The following is a 25337-nucleotide window of genomic DNA, read 5'->3' as shown; positions in this document are numbered from 1 at the left end:
CCTCCAAGGAGATACCGCCATGCGCCATGGTTATGCGCACCGCAAGCTGGGCCGGACCAGCGCCCACCGGACGGCCATGTTCGCTAACATGGCCGCCAGCCTGATCAAGCACGAGCAGATCGTGACCACCCTGCCCAAGGCGAAGGAACTGCGTCCCTTCGTTGAAAAGCTGGTGACCCTGGCCAAGCGCGGCGATCTTCACGCCCGCCGGATCGCCATCAGCCGCGTCCGCGACGTCGAGCAGGTGGGCAAGCTGTTCGCCACCATCGGGCCCCGTTATGGCGCCCGGAGCGGCGGCTATATCCGCGTGCTCAAGGCCGGCTATCGCTACGGCGACAATGCGCCCTTGGCCGTGATCGAGTTCGTGGACCGCGATCCGTCTGAAAAGGGCAAGGACAGCGGCCCCAAGGCCGAGGTCTACGGCGAGGACTAAGGTCCCGCGCGCATCTCCTGAGAATTTTGAGAAAGCCCCGGGCAGCGATGTCCGGGGCTTTTTCGTGCCTCGGCGCCAGCGGCGGGGAATAGGGCCTTGACCATATAGTTGCGAAACAGGAGAACTATTATAGAAAGATGGAAGGAATGGTCATGGACACCGCGCAACTGACGGCGACACCCATCTACCGCGATCCTCAGCAGGCCCTGGAATGGCTGGAGGCGGCGTTCGGTTTTGAGATCACGACTCTGCTGACCGATGAGCAGGGGGCCATCGCCCACGCAGAGATGGGCTTCCATGGCGCCCGCATCGGGGTTTCGGGCCCCTGGAGCGGCGGCCCGCTGGGACCCACACGCCTACAGAGCCCGGCGCTCCTCGAGGGGCAGGCCACCCAGCTCTGCCGGATTGATCTGCCCGAGGCTGTGGATATCGACGCCCACTGCGCCCAGGCCCGGGCGGCCGGCGCGGAGATCACCCAGGCGCCGGAGGACCAATTCTACGGCGCGCGAACCTACCGCGCCCTGGACCTCGACGGCCACGTCTGGACCTTCAGTCGGGAGGGCCGCAATGTTTCCACCGCAGAGATGGAGGCCGCCACGGGCCTGAAGGTGGTGATGATCCCAGATCCCGCGCCAGCCCAGGAGGCGCCCCGCTCGGCGGTCACGCCCTATGTCTCCTATGCCGATCCTGTGGCCGCCTATGACTGGCTGGAGCGCGCGTTCGGCCTTGAGCCACGGATCTATGTCACCGACGATGACGGGGGGCTCGTTCATGCGGAGATGGCCTTCCGCGAGCACACGATCGGCGTCTCCAAGGCCTGGTCGGAGCGGCACGCCACCCCCGGCGACATCGGCGGTCGCAACACCCAGTCGGTGCATCTGCAACTCGCCCAGGACATCGACGCCCACCATGCCAGGGCCGTCGCCGTCGGGGCGGAGATCATTCGGCCCCTGGAGACCCAGGCCTATGGTGACCGCACCTATCTGGCGCTCGATCTGGAAGGTCATATCTGGTCGTTCGGCCAGACGGTGGCGCCTATGTCGGTCGCTGAATGGGACGAGAAGCTAGGGACCCAGACCCGTCTGCGGCCGTCTGAGACCCCATGACCACGGCCCTGGACCGCACCCTGTCGGCCCTGGCTGATCCGGCCCGCCGTCAGGTGGTGGAGTTGCTGCGGGAAAGGCCACGCCCGGCCGGCGAACTGGCGCGGGAAACCGGCCTGTCGCCGCCGGCCATGAGCCGCCACCTTAAGGCTCTGCGTCAGAGCGGCCTGGTGGAGGACACCCATCCGGCCTTTGACGCCCGCGTCCGGGTCTATGCCCTGCGGCCCGAACCCATGGTCGAGCTGATGGCCTGGCTGGAGGAGAGCGAACGGATGTGGAGCCAGCAGCTCCTGGCCTTCAAGGCGCATGTGGAAGGCCAGCCGTGACGTCAAAGGTCTATGTCGCCCTGCGCGTAAAGGCCTCGCCGGCCCGCGCCTTCAGCGCCTTCGTCGAAGAGATCGGCGCCTGGTGGCGGCCGAATTCCCTCTTCCAGACCACGCCGCGGGCCCCGGGCCGACTGGCCTTTGAAGCGGGAGCAGGGGGCCGCCTCACCGAGACCCTGGCCAGCGGCAAGGTCTTCGAGATCGGGCGTATCCTTCACTGGGCGCCGCCGGAACGGCTGGTGTTTTCCTGGCGCCAGGCGAACTTTCCCCTGGACCTTCACACCGAGGTCGAGGTCCGGTTTGATCCCATCGGCGATGAGACCCGGGTCAGCATCGAGCATCGAGGCTTCACCCGCGTGCCCGTCGACAGCGCGGCCCGGCATGGCTTCCCTGACCAGGCTCTGCAGATGCGGCTGGCCGACTGGTGGACGCGGCAACTGGCGAGCCTGGACGCCCGTGTCGCGGGGGCGTAGGGGTCGTTCCGCTTTTGTTTCTAAGCGTCCATGGGGATGTGTGGTGGTGTTGCAGGGTGCGGGGCGATGAGTGCTGTGAGCGGGCCCAGGGGCGGCGGTCGGGCGGCCTTCGGATTCATCTTCGCCACGGCGCTGATGAACAGCATTTCGTTCGGGCTGATCATTCCGGTCCTGCCCAACCTGATCAAGGCTTTCACCGGCGGCGATACGGCGCAGGCGGCGGAGTGGAACGTGGTCTTCGCCGTGACCTGGGGGGCCATGCAGTTTGTGTGCGGGCCCTTGCTGGGTCTGTTGTCTGACCGGATCGGACGCCGCCCGGTGCTGCTGGTCTCCATCTTCGGCCTAGCCCTGGACTTTCTGATCATCGCGGTGGCGCCCAACCTCATGTGGCTTCTGGTCGGCCGAATCCTCAATGGGATGACGGCGGCCAGCTTCGCCACCGCCGGCGCCTATGTGGCTGATGTCACCCCGCCAGAGGGGCGAGCCAAGGCCTTCGGCTGGATGGGGTCGGCCTTCTCGTTCGGATTCCTGATCGGACCGGCCGTCGGCGGGGCGCTCGGCGACATTGATCTCCGGCTGCCCTTCTATGTGGCGGCCGGCCTGTCCCTGCTGAACGGCCTCTATGGCCTGTTCGTCCTGCCGGAATCCTTGCCGCCGGAACGACGGACCAGCCGGTTTGACCTGGCCAGGGCTAATCCCCTGGGGTCGCTTCGCCTGCTGCGCTCCCACCCGGATCTGCTGGGGCTGGCGACCGTCGGCCTGCTGTTCCAGCTCGCCCACACAGTGTTGCCGGCCATCTTCGTGCTCTACACCGGCTATCGCTACGGCTGGACCCCGTCGGTCATGGGGCTGGCCATGATGGCCACCGGCGTGGCCGGCGTGATCGTCCAGGCCTTTCTGGTGGGCCCAGTGGTGGCCCGGATCGGCGAGCGGGGCGCCCTGATGCTGGGGGCGGCGGCCGGGGCCGTGGGCTTCGCCTGGTACGGATTTGCGCCCACGGGTCTGCTCTACCTGGCCGGTGTTCCGGTCTTCGCCCTGATGAACTTCCTGATGCCCGGCCTGCAGGGCCTGATGACGCAGCGCGTGGCGCCCGACCAGCAAGGTCAGCTCCAGGGCGCCAATCAGAGCCTGCAGGGGATAGCCTCTATGATCGGTCCAGCCCTGTTCGGGCTCACCTTCGCCTGGTCGATCCGCCATGCCGACCTTGTCCAGGCGCCAGGCCTGGCTATTTACCTGGCCTCCGCCCTCCTGGTGATCGCCTTGATCCTCGGGACCCGGGTGGCGAGGTCGCCCCCCGCGGCCCCCACGACGGACGGGGTGAGCCCTGTGCTATAGGGCGCGTCATCATTGCGCCCGAAAGCTTCGCCAAACGGCGAGATCCGACTGTCCCACGGAGACTCCATGCGCGCCGCACGTCTGCTTCTTCCGGCCCTGGTTCTACTGGCCGCCTGCACTGATCCCGCCAGCCGCAGCGAGGCCCAGCCTGCGCTCGCCCAACCGACGCGCTCGGCGCCGGAAACCGCAGCCGACATGAAGACCTCCTTCGCCCCTGTGGTGAAGAAGGCGGCGCCGGCCGTGGTCAACATCTCGGCCCGGCGGATCGTCCGGCGGCAGGCTGATCCCTTCTGGGATATGTTTGGTCTGGGCGCCCCCCGGGGGCGAGTGGAGGGATCCCTGGGCTCCGGGGTCATCGTCCGCGCCGACGGGGTGATCATCACCAATAACCACGTGGTGGCCGGCGGGCAGGAGATCATCGTCGCCCTGGCCGACCGCAGGGAGTTCCCCGCCAAGCTGCTATTGGCTGATGAGCGCACGGACCTGGCCGTTCTGAAGATCGACCTGGGCGAAGAACGCCTGCCGGTCCTGGCCATCGATGACTCCACCGACGCCGAAGTGGGTGACCTGGTGCTGGCCATCGGCAACCCGTTCGGGGTCGGCCAGACCGTGACCAACGGCATCATCTCGGCGCTCAACCGCACCGCCGATCCCAGCGGCGACGCCGCGGCCAGCTACATCCAGACCGATGCGGCCATCAATCCGGGCAATTCCGGCGGCGCCCTGGTCGATATGGACGGCGACCTGATCGGCATCAACAGCTTCATCGTCTCCCGTTCGGGCACCTCCAGCGGCGTCGGCTTCGCCATGCCCGCGGCCATGGTCCGCCGGGTGGTGGAGACCGCCGTGGGCGGCGGTCAGCGGGTGGAGCGCCCCTGGCTCGGCGCGCGCACCCAGACCGTCACGGCCGAGATCGCCCGCTCCATCGGCATGAGCGCGCCGCAAGGGGTGCTGGTGGCCGACATCTGGCCCGGCGCCGCGGCGGCCCGGGCGGGTCTTCGCCAGGGGGACGTGATCCTGTCTGTCGATGGCCAGAGCGTCAGCGATGTGGGCGGGCTGAACTACGCGGTCGGCACTCGGCGGCTAGGGGAGACCCTACGCCTGGGGGTCCGTCGCGAGAACGGCGCCAACGCCGATATCAGCCTGCGGGCCGAAGCTCCGCCGGCCACGCCGGCCCGGGACGAGCAGGCGCTGAGCGGTCGCAACCCCTTTGACGGGGCCACCGTGGTCAACCTGTCGCCGGCGGTGGCCGACGAACTGGGGGTCGACGCCTTCCAGGGGCCTGGCGTGATGGTGATCCGGGTCGGCCGCGGCTTCTCCATGAACGCCGGACTGCGCCCGGGCGACATGATCCGTTCGGTCAATGGCCGCGAGATTCGCAATGTTCGGGATCTGGTGGCGGCGGCCGGGGCGGACACGGCCGCCTGGCAGGTGACAATCCTGCGCAATGGCCAGCCGGTGACGGCCAACTTCCGGCTCTGAGGGCGTTGAGAGCCGCGCGGGGGCGGCGCGCATTTGCTATGAGTCGCCCATGGCCGATCTCTTCGAAGCCGCCGGGCTGACCCCGCACGCGCCCTCGCCCTTGGCGGACCGGCTTCGACCGCAGGCCCTGGCTGAGGTGGTCGGGCAGGACCACCTTCTGGGGGCGGACGGCCCCATTGGCCGCATGGCCCAGGCGCACCGCCTCGCCTCCATGATCCTGTGGGGGCCGCCGGGCACCGGCAAGACCACCATCGCCCGATTGCTGGCCAAGGCGGCGGGCTATGAATTTCAGCAGCTGTCGGCGGTCTTCACCGGCGTGGCCGATTTGAAAAAGGCCTTCGAGCAGGCCCGCGCCCGAAGGCTGGCTGGCCAGTCGACCCTGCTGTTCGTCGATGAAATCCACCGCTTCAACCGCGCCCAGCAGGACGGCTTCCTGCCCTTCGTGGAGGAGGGCATCGTCACCCTGGTTGGCGCCACCACTGAGAACCCGTCCTTCGAGCTGAACGGGGCGCTGCTGTCGCGCTGCCAGGTCTTCGTGCTCAAGCGCCTGGACGACGAGGCGCTGACCGCGCTCCTGGCCAAGGCGGAGGCCTTCGAGGGCCGCGGCCTGCCGCTGGAGCCCGAGGCCCGCCAGGCCCTGGTGGCGCTGGCCGACGGGGACGGCCGCTACCTGCTGACGCTGGCGGAGACCCTGTTCAACATCGGCACGGCCAAGGCGCTCTCCACCAAGGAGTTGGGGGCGATCCTGCAGAAGCGCAGCCCGGCCTACGACAAGGACCGGGAGGAGCACTACAACCTCATCTCGGCCCTGCATAAGTCGATCCGCGGGTCAGACCCGGACGCGGCTCTCTACTGGCTGGCCCGCATGTTGGCCGGCGGCGAGGACCCGCTCTACCTCGCCCGGCGCCTGATCCGGACCGCGGCTGAGGACATCGGCGCGGCCGATCCCATGGCGCTCGTTCTCGCCAACGCCGCCAAGGACACCTACGACTTCCTCGGCAGTCCCGAGGGCGAGATCGCGCTCGCCCAACTGGTGGTTCATCTGGCCACCGCGCCCAAGTCCAACGCCGTCTATATGGCCTTCAAGGCCGCACAGAAGGCCGCCAAGGCCACCGGCTCCCTGATGCCGCCAGCCCACATCCGCAACGCGCCGACCCGGCTGATGCGCGACCTGGGCTATGGCAAGGGCTACGCCTACGATCACGACACCGAGGAAGGGTTCTCCGGCCAGAACTACTTCCCCGACGACATGGAACGCCCGGTCTTCTACCGCCCCAAGGGCGAGGGGGCCGAGGAACCGATCAAGGCGCGCCTGGATCGCTGGGCTGAGCTCCGCGCCCGGAAGTCTCAGGGATGACCCGACCTCCCGTGGCCCGCGCCACACGGCCGGCGCCGGCCCCAATTCTACTATCTGCCGAGGAGATCGCCTGGGTGACCTCGATGGTCATCTACGAGGACGATGATCTGCTGGCGCTCAACAAGCCGTCGGGCCTGTCAAGCCAGGGGGGGCGGGGCCAGGTCCATACTCTGGATGAACTGCTGTTCGCCTTCGCCAAGCCAGGCAAGGCCCGGCCGCGATTGATCCACCGGCTGGACCGGGACACGTCCGGCGTCATCCTGACGGCCAAGACCAAGCCCGCCGCCTCGGCGCTGGGCAAGGCGATGATGGCGCGACGTTTCGGCAAGACCTATCTGGCCGTGGTCAGCCCTGGCGCGCCGGAGCCCCGCGAGGGGCTGATCGACAAGGCGATGCGGCGCGAGGAGGTCGGCCGCGAGGCCTATATGCGGATCTGCGCGCCCGACGCCGAGGGGGCCGAGAGCGCTCAGAGCCGCTACCGCACCCTCAGCGCCGCCGCCGGCGCGGCCCTGCTGGAACTTTCCCCAAAGACTGGCCGCATGCACCAGCTTCGGGTGCATCTGGCTTCGATCGGCCGACCGATCGCCGGCGACGCGCGGTATGGCGGCGCGCTCAGACTGGGAGACCAGACCGCCGCGCGGCTGATGCTGCACGCCGCGGCCCTGGACGTGCCGCTGGCTGGGGGCGAACGCCTGCGGATCACAGCCCCGCCACCGGTCGATATGCAGACCTTTTGCGCCGGTCTGGGACTGGCGCTGCCCGCCGTCGAGGCGCCAAGGAACAGCGATAGGCCGCAGACGTTGTAGGGATATGAAGCACCTTATCGCCTCGCTGTCCCTTTGCGCGCTGCTCGGCGCCTGCGCCATGGCCGACACCGCCTATGGCCCTGCCTACGGCCCCCGCGGGGCGGGCTTCTCGGATTACCGGATCGAACCGGGACGTTTCCGCGTGACCTACCAGGGTGGTCCTGGCGCCCCGCCACAACAGGTCGCCGACTACGCCCTTCTGCGGGCTGCGGAGCTTACTGTCGCCGAGGGCTATGACTGGTTCCGCATCACAGATCGCGCCACCTCGGGCCGGCCCGGCGCCGGGCCGAGACTGTCAGTGGGCGCTGGTGGCGGTTCGCATGGCGGGCGCACCGCCATCGGCATGGGGGTGGGCACCAGCATGTCCTTAGGCGGCGGCTCCTCGGTGATCCAAAGCCTGGAGGTGGTGATGGGGCAGGGCCAGCGGCCCGCCGACCCCAACGCCTATGACGCACGGGGCGTCATGGCGTCGCTGCGGCCCCCTCTCTGAGCGCTGGGCGCAATCGCCGCTTGGCGGCGGGAAGTCTCCCCCGGCATAAGGGGCCATGGATAAGCTCTTTCTGGTGGCCATCGGGGGCGGGGCCGGCGCGGTGATGCGCTACCTCCTCGGCGTGGCCAGCCTGCACCGCTTCGGGTCCGCCTGGCCTATGGGCACCCTGCTGACCAATGTGTCGGGGGGCCTCCTCATGGGCCTTCTGGTCGGATGGCTGGCGCAGCGTAGCGGCGCCGACCAGGAGCGGATCCGCCTGCTGCTCGGGGTGGGGCTGCTGGGCGGTTTCACCACCTTTTCCGCCTTTTCCCTGGAGACGGCCTTGATGATTGAGCGCCGCGCCTACGGCGAGGCCTTTGGCTACGCCCTGGTTTCGGTGGTGGTGTCCGTCACCGCCCTGTTCGCAGGCCTGATGCTGATGCGCAGGTTCGCCTGATGCGTGAGGTCCTCAACATGGTCGTCGATCCCGCCGAGGGCGGGGTGCGTCTGGACCGCTGGTTCCGCCGCCGCTGGCCGCACCTGACCCAGGGCCAGCTGCACAAGCTGATCCGCTCGGGGCAGGTCCGCATCGACGGCGCTCGGGCCAAGCCCGATACCCGCCTGGAGGGCGGTGAGACGGTCCGCGTGCCGCCCCTGCCGGACGCCCCGGCCAAGGGCGACAGCCGCAAGGCCGTCGAGCTGCATCCCCGCGACGTGGCCTTCGTGAAGAGCCTGGTCATCTACGAGGACGATGAGGTCCTGGTGCTCAACAAGCCCTCTGGCCTGGCCGTCCAGGGCGGCACCAAGACCACGAGCCATGTCGACCGCCTGCTCGGGGCCTGGGGGGAGGGGCTGGCGCGCCCCCGGCTCGTCCATCGCCTCGACCGGGACACCTCGGGCGTTCTGGTGCTCGGCAAGTCGCCCTCGGCGGCGGCCAAGCTGGCCGGCGCCTTTGCGCGGCGCAAGGCGCAGAAGACCTACTGGGCCCTGGTCATGGGCAATCCGCGACCCACCGAAGGGGTGCTGGAGCTACCCCTGGTGAAGCGGGGCGTTGGCGACCGCGAGATGATCGTGCCGGCCGAAAAGGGCGACAAGGACGCCGACCCCGCCGAGACGGAGTTCGTGACCGTCAGCCGGGCCGGACCCCGGGCCGCCTGGATGGCCCTGCGGCCCCACACTGGACGCACCCACCAGCTCCGCGCCCACATGAAGGCCATGGGCCATCCGATCCTGGGCGACCCCAAGTACGGGGACGAGGCCTCGGCCCAGCTGTCAGGCCAGCTCAAGCTTCAGCTGCATGCCCGGCGACTGACCCTGCCGCATCCCTCCAGCGGCATGCTGATCCTCGAAGCCCCGCTCAGTCCGGAGATGAAGGCCGGCTTCGCCCGCTTCGGCTTTGACGAGCACGAGGCCGACCCTGAGCCCTTCGGCCGCAAGCGCCGCTAAACCAGGCCGAGAGCCGGCCGCGCCGCGGCGCTATCGGGAAAGACCGTGGTGTCCAGCGCCCGGCGCTCGACGCCCATATGGTCGGCCAGCACGCCCTTGAACAGGCTGCGCAGGTCAGTGGTGGCCGCTAGGTCGCGGTTATCGACCAGGCGGGCCTCCTGCAGGCCCGGCCAGTCGCCGATGATTCCGCCGGGCTTCAGCCCCCCGCCCAGCACCAGGGCGGTCGAGGCGGTGCCATGGTCGGTGCCCAGGGTGCCATTGGTTCTCGCCGTGCGTCCGAACTCGGTGACCACCAGCACCACCGTGTCGCGCCAGCCCTGACCCAGACCCTGGTGGAGTCCGTCCAGCAGGGCGTCCACATAGGCCAGACGCCGCGACAGCGCCCCGGCCTGATTGGCATGGGTGTCGAACCCGTCCAGGGAGATGGCGACCATGTCGGCGCCAGCCTCCTGCTGGACGAACCCCGCCACCGCCCCGCCCAGCCGGCCGGCCGCCTCACGGCTGTCCCCCACCAGGCTGCGGCTCAATTGTGAGGGGTTCGCCGCGCTGGACGTATCAGAGGTGTCCGCAGCCAGGCGAGCCAGATTGGCCTGGGCCAGGACCTCGGTCTTCAGCCCCCGGGCCAGGGCCGCGCTGAGCAGGGCGTCGTCGGCATAGAGGTCCTGGATCAGCATGGGCAGACGCGCCTGCGTCTCCACCGCCCGCCCCGGCGACCAGGACGAGGTGGCGACCTCGCCGCGCAGCACCAGGGGCGCCACCGGGCCCACTGACAGGCCCTCGACGGGCCCGGACCCTGCCAGGCTGGCCATGGCGCGGTTCAGCCAGCCTGAGCTCACATCGTCTCCCGAGGCCGCCTCCAGTCGGTCCTGGGCCTCAAAATGGGATCGGCCCACCGCGGGCATGGCGACCGCCGGGGCGATGCGGGCCTGTCCGGCTGCAAGCAGCCGGTGGACGGTCTTCAGCTCCGGATGCAGTCCGAAATCTCCGTCGACCCGGAAGGCGTCATCGGTGATCGCCAGTTCGCGCCGCAGGGCGACATAATTGGCGTCGCCGAGGGGCGGAGTGATCGACAGGCCATCGGCCGCGCCCCGCAGAATGACGAGGATGAACTTGCCCCGTCCCTGGGCGGCCATGGCGCCGCCGCCCCACATGTGCAGGCCGAGTCCCAGGCCCGCCCCGGCGGCCAGCAGGCGGCGGCGTGACAGGTTCAGGTGCGCAGGTGACAGGGCTGGAGGGATCATCGGCGCTGAAACTCCGGGCTCATGAGCAGGAGGGCGAAGCCTTCGCCGCGGGATTCGGCCCGCGCCACAGCCTTGGCCGTGGCTGGCGACAGGCGGGCGCCCAGGGCCTGGGCGGCGACCTCGGAGGGATCGGCTGGTCCGATCCCCCGCGGCGCGTAGCCCTGCGTCCAGACCAACCGCTTGATGATCCCGTCCGGCGTCGCCCAGGCGGCCTGCTCGTCGGACCAGCCCTCGGGCGAGGGGGCATGGAAGGGCCGGTGTCCCATGGCGGTCAGCATGGCGAGGTCCGCCGGCGCCTTGGGCGCCGCGCCCACGGCCCGCCAGCTGGAGATCATGAACTCATAGGGCGTCTTGAACTTGGCAGGGTCGGGCGTCCAGGCCTCGGGCGCGGAGATTAAGGCGGCGGCTACCTGGTCGAGGGCGCCATCGGTGTCTCGCCAGACCGTCTCCAACCGCGTCACCAGCGATGGCGGCGGATCATCGGCGACGAAATGACGGGCGATCTTGGGGGCGATAAAGCGTGCGGTCTCTGGGCGGGCCGCCAGGTCGTTCAGGATGGCCAGGGCCTGGGCCTCGCCTTCGATCTCATAACGAACCCCCATCACCGAGCGTGGTCCCGGCTGGTGGGCGATCTGGCGGAAATAGCTTTGCCCCACCTGCTCGGCGGGCCCGTTGAAGCCGCGGAAGGTCAGGCCGGTGAGCGCCCGGGCGAATTCGGTGACATCGGCCTGGGTGTAGCCGCCATTCACCCCGACGGTGTGTAGCTCCAGGATTTCCCGGGCCAGGTTCTCATTGAGACCGACCTGACGCCGGGAGGCCTTCGCCCCGGCCATACGCTGGGCCAGCGGGCTGTCGGGTCCCACCGACCCGTTCTGGTCGAGATAGAGCAGCATGGCGGGATGGGTTTCGGCGGCGACCAATAGGTCCGCAAAGCGGCCAAAGACGTTGGGGCGGACAGCGGCGGCCTCAAAGGGACCGATCGTGGCGGTGCGCACGAAATTCCCCGCGCCGACGGTGAAGTGGTTGGCCCAGAATAGCGCCCAGCGCTCGGCGAACCCCTGATCGGTGGTGGCGCCGGTCACCGCCCGCTGGAGGACATCGGCCGCGATCTGATCGCGCAGGATGGCGCGGCGAGCATTGAGCTCCGGTCGCAGGGCCTGCGCCTTGCGGTCCTGCTGTTGGTTGGCCCGCGAAAAGGCCGACTGCGCTTGGCGAAAGTTCTGCATGGCCTCGGCCCGCTCCAGCGGCAGGGCGCGGACGGGCAGGGCGGCGGTGAGGGGTCTGGTCTGGCCGAGGAGGAAGCCCTGCGGGTCGCTGCGCGCCGCTGCGATCTCCCCTGGCCGCGCGCCGAGGCCGAATCGGGTCGCCGCAATTGCGGCCTGGAGATCACGGTCGGGCAGGGCCATAAGGCGCCTCCTTGCGCGCGGCGGGGCGATCCCCCATTCCACGATCATCCACCCCATCTCCGTCGCATCCAATGGAGTCGAATTTGAGACGTGGTTATCAAGAGGCCGGCGACCGGCCGCGACGATTCTACAAGACCGTGTCCGTCTCCGAGGCAGAGGACGGCCATGCCATCCTGCTTGATGAGCGCCAGGTGCGCGGACCCCGGGGCGGTCGACTGGTCACGCCTACCCGGGCGCTGGCGGACCTGATCGCCGAGGAGTGGGCCGGGCAGGGCGAGACCCTGGACGTCGCCGGGATGCACGCCACGCGACTGGCCAATACCGCCATCGATTCCATTCCCCAGGCCCGCGAGGCCACGGCCCAGTCTGTGGCCGACTATGCGAGCTCTGACCTGCTCTGCTATTTCGCCCAGGAACCCGAGGCCCTGGTTCACCGCCAGACGGCCCACTGGGAGCCGGTGCTTCAACGGGCCGAGGGGGAACTCGGCCTGCAGTTTGTCCGCGCGGCCGGGATTATCCATTGTCCGCAACCGGAGGCCACCCTGACGAAGGTCCGCGATCTGGCGCGGTCCCTGGATGATTTCCATCTGGCCGGAGTGGCCTTCGGCGCCTCCCTCTATGGTTCCGGCGTCCTGGCGCTGGCCCTCCAAAGGGGCTGGCTGGATGGCGCCCAGGCGCTCAGCCTCTCGCGTCTGGACGAGATCTTCCAGGAGGAGGCCTGGGGCGTGGATGAGGAGGCCGCCGAGCGGGTCGCCCGCCTGTCGGTGGAGTCGGCCATGCTGGACGCCTGGTTCCGCGCCCTGGACGCAGGGTAAGGGCCAATTCTGCTGACGCGGGGTGAACTTGCGCGGCCTTGCGGCGCCCATTACGGCTGAGCGGTCAGTGGTCGCCAGGGAGGGGTTCGGCATGAAGCAGGTCCTCATAGAGCTCGAAGCCAAACGGGAAACCGCACGCCAGGGGGGCGGGGCCCGGCGGATCGAGGCCCAGCACGCCAAGGGCAAGCTGACGGCCCGGGAGCGGGTCGACCTGCTGCTGGACGAGGGGTCGTTTGAAGAGTTCGACATGTTCGTCGAGCACCGCGCCACCGACTTCGGCATGGCCGAGCAGAAGGTGCCCGGCGATGGCGTGGTCACCGGCTGGGGCACGATCAACGGCCGCACGGTCTTCGTCTTCTCCAAGGATTTCACGGTCTTCGGCGGATCACTGTCCAGCGCGCATGCGCAGAAGATCCTCAAGGTCCAACGCCAGGCCCTGAAGATGGGCGCCCCGATCATCGGCCTGTTCGACGCCGGTGGGGCCCGCATCCAGGAGGGCGTCGATTCCCTGGCCGGATACGCCGACATCTTCCTGGAAAACACCCTGGCCTCAGGGGTCATCCCGCAGATCGCCGTGATCATGGGCCCCTGCGCCGGGGGCGACGTCTATTCGCCGGCCATCATGGACTTCATCTTCATGGTGAAGGACACGAGCTACATGTACGTCACCGGTCCCGACGTGGTGAAGACCGTCACCCACGAGGACGTCAGCCACGAAGACCTGGGCGGCTACCGGGTCCACGCCATGAAGTCAGGGGTCGCCGACGGCGCCTTCGAAAATGACCTCGAGGCCATGACCCAGGTTCGCCGTCTGGTGGACTTCCTGCCCACATCGAACCGCGAGCGGCCGCCCGTGCGGACCAGCTTCGATGAGGCCGAGCGGGATGAGCCCAGCCTGGACAGCCTCGTGCCGGCCAATCCCAACAAGCCCTACGACATGAAGGAACTGATCTCGAAGGTCGTGGATGAAGCCGATTTCTTCGAGATATCCCCCGACTTCGCCAAGAACATCATCTGCGGCTTCGCCCGCATGGACGGCCAGCCGGTGGGCATTGTCGCCAACCAGCCGCAGGTGCTGGCGGGCGTCCTGGACATCGACGCCAGCCGCAAGGCCGCGCGGTTCGTGCGCTTCTGCGACGCCTTCGAAATCCCCCTGGTGACCTTCGTCGACGTGCCGGGCTTCATGCCGGGCACCCGTCAGGAGCAGGGGGGGCTGATCCGCCACGGCGCCAAGCTCCTGTTCGCCTATGCCGAGGCCACTGTGCCCAAGATCACCATCATCACCCGCAAGGCCTATGGCGGGGCCTATGATGTGATGAGCTCCAAGCATATCCGCGGCGACCTCAACTATGCCTGGCCCACCGCCGAGATCGCCGTCATGGGCTCCAAGGGCGCGGTGGAGATCATCTTCCGCAACCAGACCCCTGAGGAGCTTGTGGCGCGGGAGGCGGAGTACAAGGATCGCTTCGCCAACCCCTTCGTGGCTGCAGCCCGCGGCTATATCGATGACGTCATCATGCCCCATGGCACGCGGCGCCGCATCGTTCGCGGCCTGCGATCCCTCAAGGGTAAAACCCTCTCCAACCCCTGGAAGAAGCACGACAATATCCCGCTCTGAGGCCTCCCGCCTCAACGGGCGTGTCGGAACAAGGTCGGCCTGAACCTGTTGTCTTGAGAGAGCGCGACGCGCGCATCGAGACCAAACAACGGGAGAACCAGCCATGGCCGACAGGTGGACCGAAGACCAGGAATACGAACGCATTCGCCGTATGCGCGGCGACCAGGACCGGCGCTCGGGGCCCTATGGACAACGGGACGACGAGGCCCGCAGCTTCGCCCCGCAACAATCCCCCCGCGGCCCGGTGTTTGGCGAGCGTGAGAGCGGCGCCGCCTATGGCCGAGACGCCAGTGGGCGCACCCCACCTCGCGAGGGCGCTTCAGGGCCAGATCGCGACCGCATCTATGGCGAGGGCTATTTTGGCCAGGAAGGCTACGCGATGGAGCAGGGCGGCTTCGGCGGCCCGGCCGCCCCGCAGCAGTCCTCGACCCGTGACGCCTATGCCCGCGTCTATGGCGGCCACGAACGGCGGATCGACCGCGGGGACGACCGGGGCTTCTGGGATCGCACCAGTGACGAGGTGGCTTCCTGGTTTGGCGATGACGACGCTGAACGCCGCCGCGACCGGGACCACGCCCGCAGCCACCGGGGCCGCGGCCCCAAGGGCTATGTCCGGCCCGACGACCGAATCAGCGATGACGTCCATCACCACCTGGCCGACGATCCCTGGCTCGACGCTTCGGAGATCCAGGTCCAGGTGAAGGACGGCGAAGTGACCCTGAGCGGTACGGTGGATGACCGCCGGGCCAAGCATCGGGCCGAGCGCTGCGTGGAGGACATCCACGGGGTGAAGCACGTGCAGAACAATCTGCGGGTTCAGCCCCGGGTCGATCAGGCCTCCATCACCGGCCAGCCTGCCCGTATGGCCACCAACTCCACCCTCGCCAAGGTCACCGACGGCGAGGAATAGAGCCGAGATTGCCCCCGGCGCCGCAGCCAGCCTAGGCTCGCGGGATGGGCGGTGCTCTAGATGATTTCGAACCGTGGCTCGCCCTCTGGAACCTCGTTCCGGAGGGCGATGTCATGTTTATGCCAGTGACACGCTCACGTCTGCTTCCAGTGCGAGCGGGCTCGCAGGCCGCCATGCTGAAACTGGCCCACAGCCCCGATGAGCGTCGGGGCGGCGGCGTCATGGCCTGGTGGAACGGGCAGGGCGCAGCTCCAGTGCTCGCCGTGCAGGGCGAGGCGCTGCTGATGGTCCGTGCGCCGGGCGATACACTGGCGCCTATGGTTCGAGCCGGCCGGGATGAGGCGGCCACGGCGATCCTGTGCCAGGTGGTCGCCCGGCTGCATGCGCCACGGGACTCCCCACGGCCGGCCGCGCCGCCCCTGGCCAAGCTGTTTTCCGCCCTGACCCAGTCGGGCGACCCGACCCTGGCCCGCGCGCGTCAGGTGGCCGCAGGCCTGCTGGAGACCGCCCGTGACCCCGTGCTCCTGCATGGGGACATCCACCACGGCAATGTGCTGGACTTCGGCGCTGACGGGTGGCTGGCCATCGATCCCTGGGGGCTGGTGGGCGAGCGGGCCTATGACTACGCCAACATCTTTCCCAATCCCGACCTGGCCTCAGTCACCCTCGACCGCTTCGCCGCGCGCCTGGAACAGATCGCGCGGACGGCCGATCTGGAGCCGGCCCGGTTGAGGGCCTGGGCCCATGCTCACGCCGGCCTTTCAGCCGCCTGGCACGCCCAGGACGGCAGCGACCCGGCCACGGCCAGGGCGCTGCTCGCCCTCCTTGAGGCGGCCGGTTAGGCCGCGCCGCTATGGGCGTTGTCGCCACGGCCCAGGGGATCGCGCAGGGGCTCGCCGTCCGGCACAAACTCCAGCGACACCGAATTGATGCAGTAGCGCAGGCCGGTCGGGGGCGGGCCGTCGGGGAAGACGTGGCCCTGATGGCTGTCACACCGGGCGCAGCGGGTCTCCACCCGCACCATCCCATAGCTGACATCGCGCACGGCGATGACGTGGGCCTCGGTCATCGGGGCGAAGAAGCTGGGCCAGCCGGTGCCGCTCTCGAACTTGGTGTGGGCGCGGAAAAGGGGCAGTCCGCAGAGGCGGCAGCAGTAGGCGCCGTCTTCCTTGTTATCGAGCAACCCGCCGCAGAACGGCGCTTCTGTGCCATGCCGGAGCAGGACATCGGCCTCTTCCAGCGTCAGGTCGGCTTCCAGGGTCTTGCGTTCCGCAAGGTCGGGGGGCGTCAGATCAAAGGGCGTCGCGGGGGACTCGGCTGGCTTGGTCATGTGAGCCAATCTAAGGTCGCCCCCGACGGATCGGAAGGACCCCCTGTCAATTGGGGGCGATGTCGGAGAGCCCAGGAATGATCACCGCCACCACCCCGAGCATCGCCGAGCGCGAGATCGCAAGGACCCTTGGGGTCGTCACCGGAGAGGCGATCATTGGCGCCCACATCTTCCGGGACATTTTCGCCGGCATCACCAACATCATCGGCGGTCGGGCTGGGGGATATGAGAAGGCCCTGGGCGAGGCGCGGACCATCGCCCTGCGCGAAATGTGCGCCGAGGCAAGCGGCCTGGGCGCCGACGCGGTGGTCGGCGTCGACCTCGACTACGAGACCCTGGGGGCCGAGAACGGGATGCTGATGGTCAGCGCCTCGGGTACGGCGGTGAAGCTGCGTTGAGTTCAGTGACCATGTTTTCAAAAATCCTGATCGCCAACCGCGGCGAAATCGCCGTTCGCATCATCAAGACCTGCCGCCGGATGGGGATCGCCACGGTGGTCGTCTATTCCGAGGCTGACGCTGACTCCATGGCGGTCGAGATGGCCGATGAGGCGGTCTTCATCGGACCGGCCGCAGCGTCGGAAAGCTATCTGGTGGCGGACAAGATTGTCGCCGCCTGCCGCGAGACCGGCGCGCAGGCCGTCCATCCGGGCTTTGGCTTCCTGTCGGAAAACGCCGGCTTCGCCCGGCGGCTCGCCGACGAGGGCATTGTCTTCATCGGCCCCAATCCCGAGGCCATCGCGGCCATGGGCGACAAGATCGAGAGCAAGAAGGCCGCCGGCCGCGCCGGGGTCTCCACAGTGCCTGGCCATGTGGGGGAGATTTCCGACACCGCCCACGCCATCCAGATCGCCGAGGAGATCGGCTACCCGGTGATGATCAAGGCGTCCGCCGGGGGCGGGGGCAAGGGCATCCGGGTCGCCTGGACCCGCAAGGACGTGGAGGAGGGCTTCCCCGCCGTCCAGGCCGAGGCGAAGTCCAGCTTCGGCGACGACCGCATCTTCATCGAGAAGTTCATCGAGAGCCCGCGCCATATCGAGATCCAGGTGCTGGGCGACAAGCACGGCCATGTGGTCCACCTGTTTGAGCGGGAATGCTCAATCCAGCGGCGCAACCAGAAGGTCATCGAGGAGGCGCCCAGCCCCCTCCTGGACGAAGCCACCCGCAAGGCCATGGGCGACCAAGCCATCGCCCTGGCCAAGGCCGTCGGCTACGACAGCGCGGGCACTGTGGAGTTCGTGGCCGGGCAGGACCGCAGCTTCTTCTTCCTGGAGATGAACACCCGTCTGCAGGTGGAGCACCCGGTCACCGAGCTGATCACCGGGATCGACCTGGTGGAGCAGATGATCCGCTCGGCCGCAGGTGAGCCGCTGCCGTTCGCTCAAGGCGATCTTTCGATCAATGGCTGGGCCATCGAAAGCCGCATCTATGCCGAGGACCCCTATCGGGGCTTCCTCCCCTCCATCGGTCGGCTGGTGCGCTATCGGCCGCCCGAAGAGCGGACCGGCGCGGACCTCACGGTGCGCAACGACGCCGGCGTCCGTGAGGGCGACGAGATCTCCATGTTCTACGACCCGATGATCTCCAAGCTGTCGACCTGGGCGCCGACACGGCTGGCGGCGGTCGACGCCATGGGCGAGGCCCTGGAGACCTTCCATATCGAGGGGCTGGGGCACAACATCCCCTTCCTGGTCGCGGTGATGGACGAAGACCGGTTCCGGTCAGGCGACCTCTCCACCAGCTATATCAAGGACGAGTTCCCGGACGGCTTTCAGGGGACCGCGCCCACCTCACGCCAGACCGATATCCAGATCGCCGCGGCCTGCGCCATGCATCAGGTCATGAGCGAGCGCGCCTGGCCGGGCCGCGGCCGCCACGACTGGGTGGTCAATCTCGGCGGCGCCGATCACCCCGTGCGCCTCGGCGTCGAGGGGAAGACGGTCACGGTGGAGTTGACCGAGGCCGGGCGGCGCCTGGTGCTGTCCGATATCGACTGGCGGCCAGGCCGGCCGGTCTTTTCGGCCACCCTGGACGGGGCGCAGTTCAGCGCTCAGGTGCGGCCAGCCGCCGAGGGTTTCATCATCCGCCACCGGGCCGCTGAGGCTCGCGTGCTGGTGCTCACGCCCGTTTCGGCCCTGCTGCACAAGCGACTGCCCCCCAAGCTCGCCGCCGATACCGCCAAACTGGTGCTGTCGCCCATGCCTGGCCTTGTGGTCAGCCTCGATGTGGTCGAGGGCCAGGAGGTCAAGACCGGCGAGGTGGTGGCTATCATCGAGGCCATGAAGATGCAGAACATCATCCGCGCCGAACGGGATGGAACGGTGAAGATGGTCGGTCCCAAGGCCGGGGACTCCGTCGCCGCCGACGAGGTGCTGGTCGAGTTCGCCTAGACTGATCTCTGGAGCGTGGCCTTCGGAACACCGGCGCCTGTGGAGGGTTCCCTTGGGGAGACCCACCACACAAAGGAGCCAGACATGGCAAACGATCCCGCCGACCGCACCGACATGCGCCTGATCGCCGCCGACAAGGTGGAAGGCGTCAGCGTCTACAACCCCCAGGGCGAGAAGCTTGGCACGGTGGAGAACATCTTCATCGACAAGCACTCGGGCCAGGCCGAATTCGCCACCATGGCCTTTGGCGGCCTGCTGGGCATGGGCGAGAAGCACTATCCGCTGCCCTGGTCGGTCCTGACCTATGACACTGAGCAGGACGGCTTCGTCGTCGCCCTCGAGAAGGACACCCTCGAAGGCGCGCCGGGCTATGACAAGTCCCGCTTCAGCGGCGCCGACTATGGTTGGCGTGAGGAAGTGACCGGCTATTACGGCGCGACAGCCTAAGGCCTAAGGCAGGGACGGCGGCTCAGCAGCCGCCGTCGCGCCGAACAGGGATTCGAAGCCGGCGCGCAGAGCCGCGTCGGCTTCATCCATGGTGACCGGCAGCCCGAGGTCCACAAGGCTGGTCACCCCGTGCTCAGTGACCCCACAGGGCACAATGCCGGCGAAATGGCTGAGGTCGGGTTCGACGTTCAGCGCAATCCCGTGGAACGACACCCAGCGCCGCAGCTTCACGCCAATGGCGGCGATCTTGTCCTCCTGCGGCGCAAAGCCCGGCGTCCGACGCTCGACCCAGACCCCCACGCGACCAGGGCGGATGGCGCCCTCCACATTGAAGCGGCCCAGGGCCTCAATCACCCAGCCCTCCAAGGCGGCGACGAAGGCCCGGACGTCCCGGCGACGGGCGGTGAGGTCGAGCATCACATAGGCCACCCGCTGACCTGGGCCGTGATAGGTGAACTGTCCCCCCCGACCACTCTGAAACACCGGGAATCGGTCGGGCTGCAGCAGATCGCCCGGCTTGGCCGAAACCCCGGCGGTATAGAGCGGGGGGTGCTCCAGCAGCCAGACCAGCTCGCCGGCCTCGCCATTGGCGATCGCGCTGGCGCGGGTCTCCATCGCCGCCACAGCGGACTCGTAGTCCACCAGCCCCGGTGAGACGGCCCAGCCCACGGGCGCGCCGTCTGGGCGATGAAACTTTGTCGGGGACGGCTCTGGATTTAACGCGCGGTCAAGCATGGCAAGGGCAATGTGGGGCCTCAAGCCGCCGGCTGCAAAGTCGCAGATGAGGCGGCGCTCAGGGGTGTGGGTTTGTCCAGTCAGGTTCAGGCGGTCAATGTGGAGATCTCGGTCGTGCTCGGCCGTGCCTCCCTGCCGATGCAGCAGTTGTTGCGCATGGGCCGTGGGGCGGTGATTCCCCTCGACGCCACTGTCAACGAGGAGGTCTGGATCCTGGCCAACAATCATCCGGTGGCCCGAGGCGAGATCCAGATCAGCGACGACAAGATCGCCATTGCGGTCACCCGGGAGGCCAATGTGTTCGACTACATGGCCGGCGGAAGCTAAGGCGCAAAACTCTCCTTCACAAAGCAGCGGCGGTTTGCTACGCCCCGCGGCTCACCACGGGCGGTCGTGGCGGAATTGGTAGACGCGCAGCGTTGAGGTCGCTGTGGGGCAACCCGTGGAAGTTCGAGTCTTCTCGACCGCACCAGTGAGCCAGGAACAGCAGAAGCGGTAGATTTCGATAGCAGAGCAGGGGAGGCCAGATGAGCCGTGAACGGGCCGACCCTGCCGCTGAAGTCGAGATTGACCGCGAAGAAGACCTGGAAGACCTCGCCCTGGGCGAGGACTATGCGCTCAATCCGCAGTTCGTCTCCATGGTGGTGGACGCCGCTGACCGCGGTGACTCCGAGCGCCTGCGCGAACTGCTGAGCGCCCTGCATCCTGCCGACGTGGCCGACCTGATCGGCTTTCTGGCCGCCGATGATCGCAAGGAAATCCTGCCGCACCTGGATCCCGAGGCCCTGGCCGAGATCCTGTCGGAGCTGGATTACGAAATTCGCGAAGAGATTCTCGAGGCCGTCTCCCCCGAGGTCCTGGCCCGGGCGCTCGGCGAACTCGATTCCGACGACGCCGCCGACGTGGTCGAGGACCTGGAGGTCCACAAGCGGGCGGAGGTTCTGGCCGCCCTGCCCGAGGGCGAGCGCGCCGCTATCGAGAGCGCCCTGTCCTACGGCGAGGAGACCGCTGGCCGCCTGATGCAGCGCGAGGTGGTCGCCGCCCCGCAGTTCTGGACCGTCGGCCAGGCCATCGATCATTTTCGGCGCGAAGCCGACGACCTGCCCGAACTGTTCTTCGACGTCTATGTGGTCGATCCGTCCTACAAGCCGGTGGGCGCGGTGCCGATTAGCACCCTGCTGCGCAGCCGTCGCGACGTGCCCCTGGCCCAGATCATGGAGTCGCTGTCCGAAATCCCGGTCGATATGGACCAGGAGGAGGTGGCCTACATCTTCGACAAGTACCACCTGATCTCCGCCCCGGTGGTCGAGCCGGGGGGCCGCCTTGTCGGCCAGATCACCGTCGATGACATTGTCGGCGTCATCCATGAGGAAAGCCGCGAGGACATCCTGGCCCTGGCTGGCGTCTCTGACAGCGGCCGGCACGGCGGGGTCTGGGACATGGTCGCCTCGCGCCTGCCCTGGCTGCTGCTCAACACCCTCACCGCGGCCCTGGCGGTCAGCGTCATCCAGGGGTTTGAGGCGCAGATCGCCGAGGTCGTCACCCTGGCGGTGCTGATGCCGATCGTCGCATCCCTGGGCGGCAATGGCGCGACCCAGACCCTGACCGTGGCTGTGCGCGCCCTGGCCAGCCGCGAACTGTCTGCGGTCAACGCCGTACGCACGGTGAGCCGTGAGATGATCGTCGGCGTCGTCAATGGCGTCGTCCTGGCCGTGGTCACCGGCGTGGCCATCTATCTGATCTTCGGCGACCTCCGCCTCTGCGTCGCCTTCGCCGCAGCGATCGTCATCAACATGTTCGTCGCCGCGGCGGCAGGCGCCCTCGTGCCCCTGGCCCTGGAGCGGATGGGCCGGGACCCTGCGGTCTCATCTGCTGTCTTTGTGACCTTCGTCACCGACTTCACAGGATTTTTCGCCTTCCTGGGGATTGCCGCCCTGATCCTGTTGTAAGCGGCCCCTATCTTGCGGCTTGAGGCCCAGACCCCGTGTTTGTGTCTCAACATGGATCAGGACGGCCATGAAACCGCGTCACCAGATCTCCCGCGCTGCGATCGACCTGATCAAGCGCTTCGAAGGCTACCGAGCCAAGTCCGCCAGGCTGGCCGATGGTCGATGGACGATTGGCTATGGCCATACCCTGACGGCGCGGGAAGGGGCCGAGGTCTCTGAACGGGACGCCGAAGCCCTGCTGCTCTACGACCTGATCGCCGTGGCGCATCTGGTGAACGAGATCACCTACGCTCCCCTGACCCAGAATCAGTTCGACGCTCTGTGCTGCTTCGCCTTCAATATCGGGCTCGACAATTTCCGCCGCTCCGCCGTGCTTCGCCGGATCAATGAGGGCCAGCTGCTGCAGGCGGCCTGCGCCATGGAGTTGTGGCGCAAGGCCGATTTCGAAGGCGAACGGATTGTCATCGACGCCCTGGTGCGCCGCCGGGCCGCAGAGAAGACCCTGTTCCTGACGCCGATGGACGGCTGGGTGCCGGCCCCGTCGCCGATCCTCCGTCCCAATATTGACGCTGACATCGCCGGCATCGTGCCGCGGGACACGCCCCTGGCCGTGCGCGCCGCCCTCGATGGGCTGAACGCCGTGGCCGAGCGGGATCCAACCGCGGTTGTCCTGCGGCCGGCGCCGCCGGAAGACGAGGCCATAGCGCCCAGTCCCGCCCAGGCCGCCGCCGCGGCTGTCAGCTATCGCCTGGCCTCGATCTTCCGCGATGAGCCCGCCGAGCCGCAGGCCGCTTCGGAGACGCCAACGCCTAACCCCGTCCCTGACGCAGAGCCCGAGACGACCTCCGACGAGCCGCCTGCAATGGCCTCGCCGGTTGTGGACGCCCCGCCTGTGACGGAACTCGACGCCGAGATCCCTGAGGCGACGACAAGCCTTGCCGAAGACCTGCCCGCGCCTGCCGATCCTGCCGACGTGGAGCCCGAGCCCCCCCGCGCCGCGGCCCTGGCCAGTTGGGGCGGGACGGTCGGGCTGGTCGGCGGCGGGGCCGAGCGGGCCTTTGTTCTGACATCCCCGGACCTGGACCAGGATGAGACGCCGCAGGCCCCGCCCGCGGCGACCTCCGCCGGGACCTCGCGGCTGACCGACCCGATGCTGGCGGCCAATGATCCCCTGGAGGCGCCGTCTGCGCCCCCCGAGGCGCAGGCCTCGCCCGAGGAAGCGCCCCGTCTGTTTATCGACGACACGATTTCCGAACCGTCGGTCATGACCTTCGAACCTGTCCCAAGGCCTGTGGACCGGGCTGATCTCGGCGCTCTGCTGACCCTGGCTGGCGCGGGCCTCGCCCTGTTCGCCGGCGGCCTGTTCTGGGCGTTCAACGCCCGGGTCACCGACGGCGGGCTGATCAGCCCCCTGACCATCGGCTGGATCGCCGGGATCGCCGGGGTCGGCTTCTTCGGTGTCGCCGCCTATCTGGTGCTCCAGCGGCTGAGCGGCGGCGACGAGCTGGACGAGATGGGCGAAGGGCCGAACTGACGTCGATACCTGCCCTCGCGGGCAGGACCTGCCGCTAGGTGCGCAAACGGGGGGCGATTGTCCCCTCGCGAGGCTTGGCGGCCCGTGATAGCCCTTGGGCATGAGCACGACCTCCGGCCCCGCCCTCGAATTCGGCCTCGGCGAATCCGCCGACGCCATCCGTGAGACCACCGCCCGCTTCGCCGCGGGCGAGATCGCCCCGCGCGCGGCCGATATCGACGCCTCCAACACCTTTCCCCGAGATCTCTGGCCGCAGATGGGCGCCCTGGGACTGCACGGCGTCACGGTGGAGGAGGCCTATGGCGGGCTTGGCCTGGGCTATCTCGAACACGTGGTGGCCATGGAGGAGGTCAGCCGGGCTTCGGCCTCGGTCGGCCTGTCCTATGGGGCCCACTCCAATCTCTGCATCAACCAGATCCGCCGCTGGGGGTCTGAAGCGCAGAAGCAGCGCTATCTGCCCCGGCTGATCAGTGGCGAGCATGTCGGCGCCCTGGCCATGAGCGAGGCTGGTTCCGGCTCCGACGTGGTCTCAATGCGGCTGCGCGCCGAGCGCCGCGGGGACCGGTATGTGCTGAACGGGACGAAATTCTGGATCACCAACGGGCCGCACGCCGATGTGCTGGTGGTCTACGCCAAGACTGACCCGGAGGTCACGGGACGGGCCATCACGGCCTTCCTCATCGAGAGGACGTTTACGGGGTTCAGCTGCGCTCAGAAGCTGGACAAGCTGGGCATGCGCGGTTCCGACACCTGTGAACTGGTGTTTGAAGATTGCGAAGTGCCGGACGAGAATGTGCTTGGCCCCCTGGGCGGCGGCGTCGGGGTGCTGATGAGCGGCCTGGACTACGAACGCGCCGTCCTGGCCGGCGGCCCCCTGGGCATCATGCAGGCCTGCCTGGATGCGGTGCTGCCCTATGTGCGCGAACGCAAGCAGTTCGGCGCGCCTATCGGCTCGTTCCAGCTGATGCAGGCCAAGGTCGCTGACATGTACGTCGCCCTCAACGCGTCGCGGGCCTATGTCTATGCCGTGGCCAGAGCCTGCGACGCGGGCCGCACCACCCGGTTTGACGCGGCGGGCGCCATCCTGATGGCCTCGGAGAACGCGGTGAAGTGCGCCCTGGAGGCCATCCAGGCCCTTGGTGGGGCGGGTTATACGAAGGACTATCCCGTCGAGCGGCTTCTGCGGGACGCCAAGCTCTACGATATCGGCGCCGGGACCAATGAGATCCGTCGCTTCCTGATCGGCCGGGAACTGATCGGCGGGTGAGGCGGCGTGAAAGCGCCTGTCGACGGGGCTTGTGAGAACTTCAGTCTGAGGTTCGTCCGCCGCTGAGCGGTCGATTTGGGGGAACCCGGGGGCATGCCGACGGCTTGCCTATAGGGAAACCCAGAGGAGCCTCCCCATGCGCAAGACCCTGATCGCCATCCCTGTCGCCCTGTCCGCCCTGGCGCTGGCCGCCTGCGGCACCACCGTGACTGAGCGGGCCGCCACGGGCGCCCTGGGCGGCGCCGCCATCGGTGGAGCCGTAAGCGGCGACCTCACGGGCGCAGCGGCCGGCGCGGCCATCGGCGGTGTCGCCGGCGCGGCCACCACCGATCGTCGCAACTAAGGCGCGGACCACGCCATGATCCCGCGGCCCGGCTGAGCGCCGCTGGATATCCAGATACGAAAAAGGGCCGGCCCATTGTCGGGGCCGGCCCTTCCATTGTCGGACCGCAAGCGCGGCGGCCCGCAA

The 25337-nt window shown here is 68.3% G+C and carries 27 protein-coding genes and 1 tRNA gene; 24 read left to right on the top strand and 4 right to left on the bottom strand.

Translation table 11 applies throughout. The annotated features are described in order from the left end of the window. Positions 1 to 19: 19 nt before the first annotated feature. From rplQ to Q8K84_RS07750, 11 genes are all read left to right on the top strand, one after another. Positions 20 to 433, top strand: a complete 414-nt coding sequence (gene rplQ, locus Q8K84_RS07800) for a 50S ribosomal protein L17 (protein ID WP_305282045.1) — start codon at positions 20 to 22, stop codon at positions 431 to 433. A gap of 152 nt (positions 434 to 585) precedes the next feature. Next, positions 586 to 1539 (top strand): VOC family protein, encoded by a 954-nt coding sequence (locus tag Q8K84_RS07795; protein WP_305282044.1) that lies wholly within the window; start codon positions 586 to 588, stop codon positions 1537 to 1539. Further along, positions 1536 to 1862 carry a helix-turn-helix transcriptional regulator gene (locus Q8K84_RS07790; protein WP_305282043.1) on the top strand — a complete coding sequence of 109 codons (327 nt, stop codon included), beginning with the start codon at positions 1536 to 1538 and terminating at the stop codon, positions 1860 to 1862. Before Q8K84_RS07795 ends, Q8K84_RS07790 begins: the two co-directional genes overlap by 4 nt. After that, positions 1859 to 2332 carry an SRPBCC domain-containing protein gene (locus Q8K84_RS07785; RefSeq protein WP_305282042.1) on the top strand — a complete coding sequence of 158 codons (474 nt, stop codon included), beginning with the start codon at positions 1859 to 1861 and terminating at the stop codon, positions 2330 to 2332. The genes Q8K84_RS07790 and Q8K84_RS07785 overlap by 4 nt, the downstream gene beginning before the upstream one ends. A gap of 66 nt (positions 2333 to 2398) precedes the next feature. Beyond that, positions 2399 to 3667, top strand: coding sequence for a TCR/Tet family MFS transporter (locus Q8K84_RS07780; RefSeq protein WP_305282041.1), 1269 nt, complete (start codon positions 2399 to 2401; stop codon positions 3665 to 3667). Between the two features lie 66 nt (positions 3668 to 3733). Then, complete coding sequence (locus Q8K84_RS07775; RefSeq protein ID WP_305282040.1) at positions 3734 to 5149, top strand: Do family serine endopeptidase; 1416 nt, start codon at positions 3734 to 3736, stop codon at positions 5147 to 5149. 49 nt (positions 5150 to 5198) lie between these two features. Beyond that, positions 5199 to 6506, top strand: coding sequence for a replication-associated recombination protein A (locus Q8K84_RS07770; RefSeq protein WP_305282039.1), 1308 nt, complete (start codon positions 5199 to 5201; stop codon positions 6504 to 6506). Beyond that, positions 6503 to 7312, top strand: coding sequence for an RluA family pseudouridine synthase (locus Q8K84_RS07765; RefSeq protein WP_305282038.1), 810 nt, complete (start codon positions 6503 to 6505; stop codon positions 7310 to 7312). The genes Q8K84_RS07770 and Q8K84_RS07765 overlap by 4 nt, the downstream gene beginning before the upstream one ends. A 4-nt stretch (positions 7313 to 7316) precedes the next feature. Next, complete coding sequence (locus Q8K84_RS07760; protein WP_305282037.1) at positions 7317 to 7802, top strand: hypothetical protein; 486 nt, start codon at positions 7317 to 7319, stop codon at positions 7800 to 7802. 55 nt (positions 7803 to 7857) lie between these two features. Beyond that, on the top strand, positions 7858 to 8238 hold the full coding sequence (crcB, locus tag Q8K84_RS07755) for a fluoride efflux transporter CrcB (protein WP_305282036.1): 381 nt from the start codon (positions 7858 to 7860) through the stop codon (positions 8236 to 8238). Beyond that, on the top strand, positions 8238 to 9227 hold the full coding sequence (locus tag Q8K84_RS07750; RefSeq protein WP_305282035.1) for an RluA family pseudouridine synthase: 990 nt from the start codon (positions 8238 to 8240) through the stop codon (positions 9225 to 9227). The genes crcB and Q8K84_RS07750 overlap by 1 nt, the downstream gene beginning before the upstream one ends. Here the strand turns inward: Q8K84_RS07750 and Q8K84_RS07745 are convergent. Next, positions 9224 to 10468, bottom strand: a complete 1245-nt coding sequence (locus Q8K84_RS07745) for a DUF1501 domain-containing protein (RefSeq protein ID WP_305282034.1) — start codon at positions 10466 to 10468, stop codon at positions 9224 to 9226. The two genes, Q8K84_RS07750 and Q8K84_RS07745, sit on opposite strands and share 4 nt — an antisense overlap. Next, positions 10465 to 11874 (bottom strand): DUF1800 family protein, encoded by a 1410-nt coding sequence (locus Q8K84_RS07740; protein ID WP_305282033.1) that lies wholly within the window; start codon positions 11872 to 11874, stop codon positions 10465 to 10467. The genes Q8K84_RS07745 and Q8K84_RS07740 overlap by 4 nt, the downstream gene beginning before the upstream one ends. An 83-nt stretch (positions 11875 to 11957) precedes the next feature. Between Q8K84_RS07740 and Q8K84_RS07735 the strand changes: the two genes are divergently transcribed. From Q8K84_RS07735 to Q8K84_RS07720, 4 genes are all read left to right on the top strand, one after another. Then, entirely contained in the window at positions 11958 to 12689 is a 732-nt protein-coding gene (locus tag Q8K84_RS07735; protein WP_305282032.1) for an ATP12 family chaperone protein, read from the top strand. 91 nt (positions 12690 to 12780) lie between these two features. Further along, the gene (locus tag Q8K84_RS07730) at positions 12781 to 14307 is read left to right on the top strand and encodes an acyl-CoA carboxylase subunit beta (RefSeq protein WP_305282031.1); all 1527 of its coding nucleotides are present in this window, start codon (positions 12781 to 12783) and stop codon (positions 14305 to 14307) included. Between the two features lie 103 nt (positions 14308 to 14410). After that, on the top strand, positions 14411 to 15217 hold the full coding sequence (locus Q8K84_RS07725) for a BON domain-containing protein (RefSeq protein WP_305282030.1): 807 nt from the start codon (positions 14411 to 14413) through the stop codon (positions 15215 to 15217). A gap of 44 nt (positions 15218 to 15261) precedes the next feature. Continuing rightward, complete coding sequence (locus tag Q8K84_RS07720) at positions 15262 to 16059, top strand: aminoglycoside phosphotransferase family protein (protein ID WP_305282029.1); 798 nt, start codon at positions 15262 to 15264, stop codon at positions 16057 to 16059. Here the strand turns inward: Q8K84_RS07720 and msrB are convergent. Next, positions 16056 to 16547 carry a peptide-methionine (R)-S-oxide reductase MsrB gene (gene msrB, locus Q8K84_RS07715; protein WP_305282028.1) on the bottom strand — a complete coding sequence of 164 codons (492 nt, stop codon included), beginning with the start codon at positions 16545 to 16547 and terminating at the stop codon, positions 16056 to 16058. The two genes, Q8K84_RS07720 and msrB, sit on opposite strands and share 4 nt — an antisense overlap. A gap of 77 nt (positions 16548 to 16624) precedes the next feature. Here msrB and Q8K84_RS07710 point away from each other — a divergent pair, with 77 nt between their 5' ends. The 3 genes from Q8K84_RS07710 (at position 16625) to Q8K84_RS07700 (ending at position 19383) form a co-directional block, all read left to right on the top strand. Next, positions 16625 to 16945, top strand: coding sequence for a heavy metal-binding domain-containing protein (locus Q8K84_RS07710; protein WP_305282027.1), 321 nt, complete (start codon positions 16625 to 16627; stop codon positions 16943 to 16945). 11 nt (positions 16946 to 16956) lie between these two features. Beyond that, entirely contained in the window at positions 16957 to 18936 is a 1980-nt protein-coding gene (locus tag Q8K84_RS07705; RefSeq protein ID WP_305282026.1) for an acetyl/propionyl/methylcrotonyl-CoA carboxylase subunit alpha, read from the top strand. Between the two features lie 84 nt (positions 18937 to 19020). Beyond that, complete coding sequence (locus Q8K84_RS07700) at positions 19021 to 19383, top strand: PRC-barrel domain-containing protein (protein ID WP_305282025.1); 363 nt, start codon at positions 19021 to 19023, stop codon at positions 19381 to 19383. Between the two features lie 3 nt (positions 19384 to 19386). On the opposite strand, the gene lipB is transcribed toward Q8K84_RS07700, so the two are convergent. Further along, on the bottom strand, positions 19387 to 20118 hold the full coding sequence (gene lipB, locus Q8K84_RS07695; protein ID WP_305282024.1) for a lipoyl(octanoyl) transferase LipB: 732 nt from the start codon (positions 20116 to 20118) through the stop codon (positions 19387 to 19389). A gap of 72 nt (positions 20119 to 20190) precedes the next feature. Here lipB and Q8K84_RS07690 point away from each other — a divergent pair, with 72 nt between their 5' ends. The 6 genes from Q8K84_RS07690 to Q8K84_RS07665 all read left to right on the top strand — a co-directional run bounded on the left by Q8K84_RS07690 (position 20191) and on the right by Q8K84_RS07665 (position 25211). Next, positions 20191 to 20445 carry a FliM/FliN family flagellar motor switch protein gene (locus tag Q8K84_RS07690; RefSeq protein WP_370867853.1) on the top strand — a complete coding sequence of 85 codons (255 nt, stop codon included), beginning with the start codon at positions 20191 to 20193 and terminating at the stop codon, positions 20443 to 20445. A 60-nt stretch (positions 20446 to 20505) separates the two neighbouring features. Further along, positions 20506 to 20590 (top strand) — tRNA-Leu (locus Q8K84_RS07685). Positions 20591 to 20645: 55 nt separating this feature from the next. Next, the gene (mgtE, locus tag Q8K84_RS07680; RefSeq protein WP_305282022.1) at positions 20646 to 22067 is read left to right on the top strand and encodes a magnesium transporter; all 1422 of its coding nucleotides are present in this window, start codon (positions 20646 to 20648) and stop codon (positions 22065 to 22067) included. A gap of 67 nt (positions 22068 to 22134) precedes the next feature. Then, a complete protein-coding gene (locus tag Q8K84_RS07675; RefSeq protein WP_305282021.1) occupies positions 22135 to 23601 on the top strand; it encodes a lysozyme in 1467 nt (488 codons plus the stop codon). 100 nt (positions 23602 to 23701) lie between these two features. After that, complete coding sequence (locus Q8K84_RS07670; protein WP_305282020.1) at positions 23702 to 24868, top strand: isovaleryl-CoA dehydrogenase; 1167 nt, start codon at positions 23702 to 23704, stop codon at positions 24866 to 24868. 136 nt (positions 24869 to 25004) lie between these two features. Further along, entirely contained in the window at positions 25005 to 25211 is a 207-nt protein-coding gene (locus tag Q8K84_RS07665; protein ID WP_305282019.1) for a hypothetical protein, read from the top strand. Positions 25212 to 25337 lie beyond the last annotated feature (126 nt).

Source organism: Phenylobacterium sp., from assembly GCF_030679875.1.
GTDB lineage: Bacteria > Pseudomonadota > Alphaproteobacteria > Caulobacterales > Caulobacteraceae > Phenylobacterium.
Note: the sequence above shows the minus strand (reverse complement) of the source record. Positions and strands in the feature narration are given on the sequence as shown.

Bases quoted from the DNA above. Each gene is read 5' to 3' on its own strand.
- Q8K84_RS07720 (WP_305282029.1), top strand. From the start codon at position 15,262: ATGGGCGGTGCTCTAGATGATTTCGAACCGTGGCTCGCCCTCTGGAAC.
- crcB (WP_305282036.1), top strand. From the start codon at position 7,858: ATGGATAAGCTCTTTCTGGTGGCCATCGGGGGCGGGGCCGGCGCGGTG.
- Q8K84_RS07765 (WP_305282038.1), top strand. From the start codon at position 6,503: ATGACCCGACCTCCCGTGGCCCGCGCCACACGGCCGGCGCCGGCCCCA.
- lipB (WP_305282024.1), bottom strand. From the start codon at position 20,118: ATGCTTGACCGCGCGTTAAATCCAGAGCCGTCCCCGACAAAGTTTCAT.
- msrB (WP_305282028.1), bottom strand. From the start codon at position 16,547: ATGACCAAGCCAGCCGAGTCCCCCGCGACGCCCTTTGATCTGACGCCC.
- Q8K84_RS07760 (WP_305282037.1), top strand. From the start codon at position 7,317: ATGAAGCACCTTATCGCCTCGCTGTCCCTTTGCGCGCTGCTCGGCGCC.
- Q8K84_RS07665 (WP_305282019.1), top strand. From the start codon at position 25,005: ATGCGCAAGACCCTGATCGCCATCCCTGTCGCCCTGTCCGCCCTGGCG.
- Q8K84_RS07780 (WP_305282041.1), top strand. From the start codon at position 2,399: ATGAGTGCTGTGAGCGGGCCCAGGGGCGGCGGTCGGGCGGCCTTCGGA.
- Q8K84_RS07775 (WP_305282040.1), top strand. From the start codon at position 3,734: ATGCGCGCCGCACGTCTGCTTCTTCCGGCCCTGGTTCTACTGGCCGCC.
- mgtE (WP_305282022.1), top strand. From the start codon at position 20,646: ATGAGCCGTGAACGGGCCGACCCTGCCGCTGAAGTCGAGATTGACCGC.
- Q8K84_RS07790 (WP_305282043.1), top strand. From the start codon at position 1,536: ATGACCACGGCCCTGGACCGCACCCTGTCGGCCCTGGCTGATCCGGCC.
- Q8K84_RS07725 (WP_305282030.1), top strand. From the start codon at position 14,411: ATGGCCGACAGGTGGACCGAAGACCAGGAATACGAACGCATTCGCCGT.
- Q8K84_RS07740 (WP_305282033.1), bottom strand. From the start codon at position 11,874: ATGGCCCTGCCCGACCGTGATCTCCAGGCCGCAATTGCGGCGACCCGA.
- Q8K84_RS07770 (WP_305282039.1), top strand. From the start codon at position 5,199: ATGGCCGATCTCTTCGAAGCCGCCGGGCTGACCCCGCACGCGCCCTCG.
- Q8K84_RS07795 (WP_305282044.1), top strand. From the start codon at position 586: ATGGACACCGCGCAACTGACGGCGACACCCATCTACCGCGATCCTCAG.
- Q8K84_RS07745 (WP_305282034.1), bottom strand. From the start codon at position 10,468: ATGATCCCTCCAGCCCTGTCACCTGCGCACCTGAACCTGTCACGCCGC.
- Q8K84_RS07730 (WP_305282031.1), top strand. From the start codon at position 12,781: ATGAAGCAGGTCCTCATAGAGCTCGAAGCCAAACGGGAAACCGCACGC.
- Q8K84_RS07675 (WP_305282021.1), top strand. From the start codon at position 22,135: ATGAAACCGCGTCACCAGATCTCCCGCGCTGCGATCGACCTGATCAAG.
- Q8K84_RS07705 (WP_305282026.1), top strand. From the start codon at position 16,957: ATGTTTTCAAAAATCCTGATCGCCAACCGCGGCGAAATCGCCGTTCGC.
- Q8K84_RS07710 (WP_305282027.1), top strand. From the start codon at position 16,625: ATGATCACCGCCACCACCCCGAGCATCGCCGAGCGCGAGATCGCAAGG.
- rplQ (WP_305282045.1), top strand. From the start codon at position 20: ATGCGCCATGGTTATGCGCACCGCAAGCTGGGCCGGACCAGCGCCCAC.
- Q8K84_RS07670 (WP_305282020.1), top strand. From the start codon at position 23,702: ATGAGCACGACCTCCGGCCCCGCCCTCGAATTCGGCCTCGGCGAATCC.
- Q8K84_RS07750 (WP_305282035.1), top strand. From the start codon at position 8,238: ATGCGTGAGGTCCTCAACATGGTCGTCGATCCCGCCGAGGGCGGGGTG.
- Q8K84_RS07700 (WP_305282025.1), top strand. From the start codon at position 19,021: ATGGCAAACGATCCCGCCGACCGCACCGACATGCGCCTGATCGCCGCC.